Annotated in this window: 1 protein-coding gene; it reads right to left on the bottom strand. The window is 40.8% G+C overall.

All coding sequences use genetic code 11. The annotated features are described in order from the left end of the window. Positions 1–31 precede the first annotated feature (31 nt). Positions 32–201, bottom strand: a 170-nt coding sequence (locus tag ACFIMS_RS02300; protein ID WP_375696350.1) for a YadA-like family protein, incomplete at its 5' end; no start/stop codon positions are given.

Genomic DNA, 201 nt, shown 5'->3' with positions numbered 1-201 from the left:
GCGTTTTTGAAAATAATCGTAGTGAATTTTATTAATTTAGAGTTAAGCTTAATCCTACACCTACACCCCAGCGCCCTCCGGCACTTGTCACAGATAGACTAGAGCGAATATTTCCATCTTCAGATGTATAACCAGCACCAAGAGCAAATGCGGACTGATTAAGCCATATACCACTACCAAGTGCAACACTTAACTTTCCTG

The sequence above is a fragment of the Bartonella sp. AP331QHHD genome, from assembly GCF_042195905.1.
GTDB lineage: Bacteria > Pseudomonadota > Alphaproteobacteria > Rhizobiales > Rhizobiaceae > Bartonella.
The sequence above is the reverse complement of the archived record's forward strand: the minus strand, read 5'-3'. Positions and strand labels throughout refer to the sequence as shown.